Source organism: Wolbachia endosymbiont of Nasonia giraulti (assembly GCF_048054155.1).
GTDB classification, from domain to species: Bacteria; Pseudomonadota; Alphaproteobacteria; order Rickettsiales; family Anaplasmataceae; genus Wolbachia; species Wolbachia pipientis_C.
In genome coordinates this window covers 1-7,321 of record NZ_JAFEVH010000049.1, presented here as the reverse complement: position 1 = coordinate 7,321, position 7,321 = coordinate 1, and the positions used below count along the sequence as shown (strand labels likewise).

8 protein-coding genes and 1 pseudogene are annotated in these 7,321 nt (G+C 34.8%); 2 read left to right on the top strand and 7 right to left on the bottom strand.

Features of this window, described 5'->3' with window-relative positions:
* The first annotated feature begins 328 nt into the window (after positions 1-328).
* Positions 329-1,240: a WO male-killing family protein Wmk gene (gene wmk, locus JR312_RS05390; RefSeq protein WP_264378221.1), complete on the top strand. Its 912-nt coding sequence runs from the start codon at positions 329-331 to the stop codon at positions 1,238-1,240.
* Between the two features lie 7 nt (positions 1,241-1,247).
* A complete protein-coding gene (gene wmk, locus JR312_RS05385) occupies positions 1,248-2,231 on the top strand; it encodes a WO male-killing family protein Wmk (protein WP_264378222.1) in 984 nt (327 codons plus the stop codon).
* Between the two features lie 240 nt (positions 2,232-2,471).
* Here the strand turns inward: wmk (JR312_RS05385) and ligA are convergent, their stop codons facing one another.
* From ligA to JR312_RS05350, 7 genes and pseudogenes are all read right to left on the bottom strand, one after another.
* On the bottom strand, positions 2,472-4,406 hold the full coding sequence (gene ligA / locus JR312_RS05380; protein WP_264378223.1) for an NAD-dependent DNA ligase LigA: 1,935 nt from the start codon (positions 4,404-4,406) through the stop codon (positions 2,472-2,474).
* A gap of 477 nt (positions 4,407-4,883) precedes the next feature.
* The gene (locus tag JR312_RS05375) at positions 4,884-5,375 is read right to left on the bottom strand and encodes an ankyrin repeat domain-containing protein (protein WP_213863554.1); all 492 of its coding nucleotides are present in this window, start codon (positions 5,373-5,375) and stop codon (positions 4,884-4,886) included.
* A 163-nt stretch (positions 5,376-5,538) separates the two neighbouring features.
* Positions 5,539-5,778: a hypothetical protein gene (locus tag JR312_RS05370; RefSeq protein WP_213863553.1), complete on the bottom strand. Its 240-nt coding sequence runs from the start codon at positions 5,776-5,778 to the stop codon at positions 5,539-5,541.
* Between the two features lie 187 nt (positions 5,779-5,965).
* Positions 5,966-6,142, bottom strand: coding sequence for a hypothetical protein (locus tag JR312_RS05365; RefSeq protein WP_213863552.1), 177 nt, complete (start codon positions 6,140-6,142; stop codon positions 5,966-5,968).
* Positions 6,127-7,062 (bottom strand): patatin-like phospholipase family protein, encoded by a 936-nt coding sequence (locus JR312_RS05360; protein ID WP_213863551.1) that lies wholly within the window; start codon positions 7,060-7,062, stop codon positions 6,127-6,129. Before JR312_RS05360 ends, JR312_RS05365 begins: the two co-directional genes overlap by 16 nt.
* 21 nt (positions 7,063-7,083) lie before the next feature.
* A complete protein-coding gene (locus JR312_RS05355) occupies positions 7,084-7,212 on the bottom strand; it encodes a hypothetical protein (protein WP_416647911.1) in 129 nt (42 codons plus the stop codon).
* Positions 7,209-7,321, bottom strand: a pseudogene (locus JR312_RS05350) (IS5-like element ISWpi1 family transposase); the annotation flags it as partial. The gene JR312_RS05355 and the pseudogene JR312_RS05350, both read right to left, overlap by 4 nt.

The following is a 7,321-nucleotide window of genomic DNA, read 5'->3' as shown; positions in this document are numbered from 1 at the left end:
TAAAAAATTCTTTGAGCTTTTTTGATAAGCAAGTTATTTTATTCATTGGTTCTCTCACTAAAAGTATATCTGGGAGAACTTATACCTTATTATTCTATCTCTTTCATACCTTTATTTCCTTAACTTGACGCGTATGGTTAGTGAAGCATTGTCTTCGTCTTTGTGGGCAAATAGGGTACAAGGAGGTAGTCAGGAAACCTTTAGGGCACGTTAGGAGAGGAGTTTTTTTCCGTCCATTTGTAAAAGGATCTAAAGCAACTTCCAATTTCACAGTAAAGTTGAGCTATAGCAAAAAATCCTGTAATAGTATATTTTTTTGTGAAGGAAAGTGACCACCCCCTTAGATTACGAAGTAGGACAAAAAGTAAGAAGTTGTAGGTTAGCCAAGGAGTATACTCAGAGAGATTTAGCGGAGAAAATCGGTGTAAAATACTGGGTAATACTCCATTATGAAAAAGGAAAGCGTAAAATTTCAATCAAAAGGTTATATAGCATCGCAGAGGCATTATCAGTTAGTATTATGGATCTTATTCCTGAACACACAATATCAAATGAAGAAAATTATCTCGAGAGTGAGAGGAAAGAGATATTAGATCTAGTAGAAAAGTATGAGAAAATTAAGAATCAAGAATTACGTAATGTAGTTTATTCATTAATTACATCTGCACAAGCTAGCAAGGAAAATAGTAGAAAAGTGGCAAGAATAGAAGTGGCAAAGAATCTAGTTGAAGTAGGAGTTTCTGTTGATACAATTTTCCAAGCAACGGGCTTATCAACTGAAGAATATAGTAATACAGAAGAAAAAACTGATTCTGCAGACTACAGGGTAGGACAAAGAATAAAAAAGCTAAGGCTGATGAGAAAATATACCCAAGAGGGCTTAGCAAATAAAATTGGTGTAACACCCCAGAAAATATATGACTATGAACAAGGACATATAACCGTTCCACTTGAAAGATTATACAAAATAGCAGAGGCATTATCAGTTAACATTGCGGTTTTACTGTTAGGGCAAATAGAAGAAGTTGTGGCAAGAGATGAACTGAGCGGTTTAATAAAGGAATATAAGGAAATTGAGGATCAAGATTTACGCAACGGATTTTATGTACTGATCAAATCTTTATCAGAAGGTATACAGATTATCGAAGAAAAAGTTAAAAAGGCAGAAAAAATAGAAATTTCAAAGAATCTACTTAGATTAGGCATTTCTATTGACATTGTCTCGCAAGCTACTATATGAGAGATTTATGGTGAAAAAGGTAGGAGGTATGTTTGTTTCTATAAGAAAACCGGCTATTAAAGGTTACTATAACCCAGAGTATATAGACTCTATTGATTATAAAGTAGGGCAAGAAGTGGAAATTTGTAGGTTAATACAAAGATATACTCAGATAGACTTAGCAGATGAAATCGGCGTAACATATCAGGAAATACACAAATATGAACAAGGGTATAATCCTATCTCAATTGAAACATTATATAAAATAGCGAAAGCATTATCAGTTAATACTGCAGATCTACTTCCTGAACCAAAAGTACTAAATGAAGATTGTTATTTTGAAGGTGAGGCAGAAAAAATATTAAGCCTGGTGAGAATGTATGAAAAAATTGAGAATCAGGAATTACGCAAGGCAATCTACTCATTGGTTGAATTTGCCAAGGGCTACAAAGAAAGCAGCAGAAAAGAAGCAAGAGAAGAAGTGTCAAATAATTTAGTTAAAGAGAACATCTCTGTTAGTATTATCTTACAGGCAACAGGCTTATCTACTTGCAAATATACAGAAAAGAAAGTACGTACTGATTCTATAGATTACAAAATAGGGCAAAGGGTAGAAATCATACAGTTAATACGTGGGTATACACAAGAAGATTTAGCAAATAAAATAGGTGTAACACCTAAGGAGATAAACGACTATGAGCAAGGGTACATTGCCATTCCACTTGACACATTATATGAAATAGCAAAGGCATTATCAGTGAAAGTAAGGGTTTTACTGCCTGAAATAAAAAAAGATGAGAGTAATGAAGTAGAAATAAGTGAGACTGAGAATCAAGAATCATGGAGTAGATTGAGCGCATTAGTTGAAACTCTGTCTAAAAGTATGAAGGTTGTTAAGGAAAAAGTTAAAAAAGCAGAGAAAATCAAGGTTGCAAAAAATCTAGTTAAGGCAGGTGTTGCTATTGAAATCATCTCTCGAGCAACTAGCTTATGTGCTGGGGAATTTGCGTAATTTGAATCCCAATTGAAACTTATAGCAAAAATTTCATATAGAGCTACCTGGTTATTTTTTAAATTTTGAATATAAAAACCGACCTCCACAGAAGAGCTTACAGAGGTATTTATGGTCTCGGACGTCCTTTTTCATCTTTTTACAGTTACCACCATAATATAGCTCTAAAGCCTGTTAAATGGGACATGGCAATTTTCCTCGTATTTATGCCATAAAAACACCTATTTTTGATCTGTAGCTTTAATAAATGCAATCCAAAATAGCAAGTGGGCTATAAAGGCAACCCCATTCTTCTTCAGTTAAAATTTTAACACCCAGTTCCGTAGCCTTTTTATACTTTGATCCAGGTTTTTCGCCGACAACCAAGAAGTCCGTTTTAGGCGATACACTTGAACTCACAATTCCGCCTAAAGATTCTGCCTCTGCTTGCATCTCCTTTCTCTCTCTTGACAGCTTGCCAGTAAAAACCACTATTTTTCCGCTAAGAGGGGAATTAGCACTTACAGGCTCAATCTTTAGTTGAGAAGCGAGATTCTTTACCATTTCAACATTATCCTCTTCAGAGAAAAATTCCTCCAAGGAAGTTATAGTTTCTTCGCCTATGCCTATTATGCTCATTAATTTATCAGGAGCTTCTCTATCATAAGGTAATTGAGCCATCCAACCATCATAAGATTTGTAATGATTAGCTAGTATTTTTGCTGCACGCGATCCTACAAGTCTAATTCCCAAAGAAGATATAAATTTTTCAAGAGTTATGGTTTTTCTACTATTGATAGAATTCAATAAATTAGATATTAATTTTTCACCCCACCCTTCTTGTTCACTTAAGTTGAAATTTTTTAGTTTTTCTTCCAGAGCAAAAATGTCAGATATTTTCCTTATCAAACCAAGGTCATAAAAGAACTCTATTTGCTTATCGCCAAAACCTTTAATGTCAAGGACTTCCACAAAATGTTTTAACTTTCCTATTTGTTGTGCTGGGCAAACGTTTCCTCCAGAACATCTAGCTGCAGCTTCAAATTTATCTACTGCACATCCGCATTCATGGCAAGTATCGGGAAAAACAAACTTTGGTGTATTACGAGGACGAAACTTTTTGTCCACTTCTACAATCTTTGGAATGACGTCGCCTGCTCGAGCTACTACTACAACATCTCCTTCCCTTATGTCCTTGCGCTTGATTTCATCTTGATTATACAGATTTGCTTTAGTAATGAGAACTCCGCCTATGTTTATCGGAGCTAATTGAGCAACTGGTGTTAATTGGCCAGTTCTGCCTACCTGTACCGATATCTTCTCTATTTTAGTTTTTCCATGAGCTGCAGGAAATTTGTGAGCTATGGCCCATCTAGGAGCTTTATTTGTGTTACCTAGACGATCTTGTAGCTGTAAATTATTGACTTTATAGACTACCCCATCGACATCATAACCTAATTCATGGCGATTATCATACATTCTGTTATAAAACTTTAGCATTTCATCCACATTGTTTGCCAAGCATTGATGTTCATTAATGCAGAAACCAAATTCTTTCAGTTTATTTAACACTTCAAGCTGTGTTTTCTCTGTACCACCAATTAACGAGTATGCAAAATATTTCAGCGGTCTCCTAGCGGTAACTTCTGGATCCAATTGTCTTAGTGAACCTGACGCTGTGTTGTGTGGATTTGAGAAATTCTTATTTAACTTCAGAAAGTCATCATTTCTGATATAGACTTCCCCTCTCACCTCCAATCTACCCTTTATACCAGGTAAAGCTTGAGGAAAATCCTTTATGGTTTTTATGTTATCAGTGACATCTTCGCCTAAATTACCGTCACCGCGCGTTGCAGCTTTAATGAGTAAGCCATTTTCATAAATTGCAGTGAAACTTAAGCCATCAATTTTCAGCTCACACATTATTTTCAGCTCATCTGTATTTAGGAGTTCTCTGGACTTAGCAATAAATTCTTCAACGTCTTCTTGGCTGTAAACTTTGATTAACGAGAGCATAGGCACAATATGCTCTACCTTGGAAAACCTATCGTCAGGTGAAGCACCAACAGTTTGAATATCTGCTTTTTTCACCAGCTCATCGTATTCTGCATCAGTGATTTCTGGTTTATTTTTCCGATAGTATAGCTCGTTGTGGTGTTTTATTTCCTTTTGTAGTTTTAATGTATTTTCAGTCATAATTTTTACCTCAACCACTGTTTCAGTATACAGCGTCAATTGTAAATAAATTATTGACCGTTATATTCGCTTAGCTGGTATTTTACAAAGAAGCCACTAGCTTTGCTACTGCTTTTATATTTAATATATAATATTTAAATAAAAATAGAAAAGTATTTAATATAGATGTCTATTATTTGGAAACTTGTTTAGATTCTTCTTTTATTGATTCGACTTTGAATTTCTGCTGGCTCAGCTACTTCTTTGGCTTCTGCTGCTAATTTGCATTAATTTCTTTAGTGTTTTGACTGTAATAAACTTGGGATTGCCAATTGGCTAGATGTTTCATGACATCCGATTATGCTATGTGTTGATTTAGCGTCAATTAAGCAACCATAAGCAGCAACCTTAAATATAACTTTCTTTACTCTTTCAACTGCTATACTTAGAAAGTATAGAAATTGTCTCAGAAAAAGGCTGTTAAGTCAAATTTGTAAGTCAATGCTTAGTGTTATCATTAGGCTCGTTGTTAAGCTCATTATAATCAATAACTCTACTACCAGCATCATTAGGCTTATCAAAAAGAGTAGCTTTAGCAGTTAGGAGATCATACCCACGATTGTAGTCTAAAACACCATATCCATTATTATCTACAGCATTTTTATCTGCTCCTCCCTCTTCCACAAGACACTTTATTACTTCAAGATGACCCACGCGAGCAGCTATATGCAATGCAGTAGCACCAGTTTTGGCAGTAGCATTAATATCAGCTCCCTTTTTTATTAAGTATCTCACTACCTTAAGGCAACCTCCTCCAGCAGCATAAAATAGGAGAGTACAACCATCTTCATCTCTTAAATTGATGTCATACCCAGCTTTCTCTATAAAAAATCTGACTACCTCTAAATCACCATGAGAAGCAGCAGTATGTATAACTGTCCTCGTTCCTTTAGTGTTGTCTCGTACTCTTTTTGCCTCATCCGTAATCATACCAACCTCCTAACTTATAATAAAGTCTAGTAGTAGCTGCAAGGTTATTGTCTGCATAGGCTTCTTTTTCTATGAGATATTATCACCATACTAACCTTACTATGACCCAATATAACAGAAGAAGGCCGTTAAGTCAAGCTTACAAGGGTATTTTTGAAGAGTATTATTCTCTGGAAATTTGCTCGGAGTCTTTCTTAGCTGGCTCAATTACTACATCTTGAATTTCTTCTTCCGGCTTAGCTACTTCTTTAGATTCTGCCTCTTTAGATTTTGCTGCTAATTTGCGTTGTTTAATAACTTTCTTTAACGTCTTCACAGCTATAAAATTAATACTGAAAACACATGCAGAAGTTATTGCTAGTGCTGGCAGAGGAGCTAGACTGAATGTTGGTAAAATTGCCACGATTGTAGCAGATGTCAGTAAAAGCGCTAACTTTTTGCTTCCAATGATCTTATTTTTTTTAACCTTTATTGGGTTTAATTTTTTTGCTTTTAGCTTTTTGAAGCCTTTTTTGAACGTATTGCCCTTTTTTAGCTCTTTTTTTACGGGTTTTATTTTAAAGCTTTTTATTTTTTCTTTTATTCCTTTTTTATCTTTTTTTTGCTTTAGAGGTTTTCTCCATCATCTTTAGAGGTTGCTCATGTAGCGGTTTTGGCTTATCGTTTGAAGTTTTAGCTTCTTGCCCCTTAGCATGTTTTTTGGGCGAAATTATGTTTTTTAAACCTTTCTTTGCTTTGTGGTATAATTTCTTTAGTTTGCTTGGCATCGTTCAATATTGCAGAATCTATCTATTACTTCCTGGTTGTCCTCTATCATTGCCTTTGCCTCTTGCTGAAGAGATTTGATATTTTTTGATGTAATATTATCCATGTCAGGTGATGCTATTTTCAATTGTGATTGTATACGTATATATTTATCAGCTATAACTTGATCAAGTTGGTAGTTAACTGCATCTAAACTTGAGGCAAACATTACGTTCAACAGAGGTTTTATCCAACCTATTTTTCCAAATCTCCTTGAATTAGTTATACTTCTATCTGTTCTGCCAGTACCTATAGATAACAGTATAATATCGTCATTTGGAAATAACCTCTTACTACTTGCATATGCACAAGCTGCTGGATTATTTGCAAATACCCCACCATCCACTAATACTCTGTCTATCTGGTCAATTTTTAGATGTTTTGGTATGAAATAAGTAGGTGCAGCCGTTGTAGCTCTGAGTGCATCTTTTAGCCTGATAAAATTTCTATCTTCTCTCCAGCTCTTAAAAAAGAAAGGACGGTTGTTATGAATATCATAACTGGTAAGCAGTACATTACTTAAAGTGTTTTGTAGAGTATCATCACCAAAATATTTATCCAGTATAAATTCAATATTTTTATGTGGGTATTGTGCACAATTAATCCAAGATAATATTGATCGCCTGAAGAACGAAGACTTGAAAATATATGCTCCGTACTCTTGGTAAAGTTCAACCAAATCATTGGCAGAGTATTGAGGATTTCCCTGTTCATCTTTTTTACACAATCCTGCTACAACAATTCCACCGGTTGAAGTACCTGCTATAAGATCAAAGATTTCAGCTACCCTCTTTCTTGTTCTTTTTTCTATTTCTGCTAGAATAATGGCAGGTATTATCCCTCTAATGCCACCTCCATCAACGGATAAAATGTATTTAATCAATTGTAAATTTAGGTAAGGATATTAAGATTTAATTTTTCCGCTTAAAACCTGCAATTTAAACTCATCTAATTCTTCAGAAAGATTTTTTACCCTTTCCTCAAGTACTAACACTTTTTCCATTAGAGGTTGTCCGGAAACTAGTAAATTCAAGCATATTCCCTCTTTAACATAACCCTACTCATAGCTAGGTATATGAAATTCTCAGTGGATGTTGTGAGTAAATCATACTCCTTCGATAGCCTTCTATTCCTATTAACCC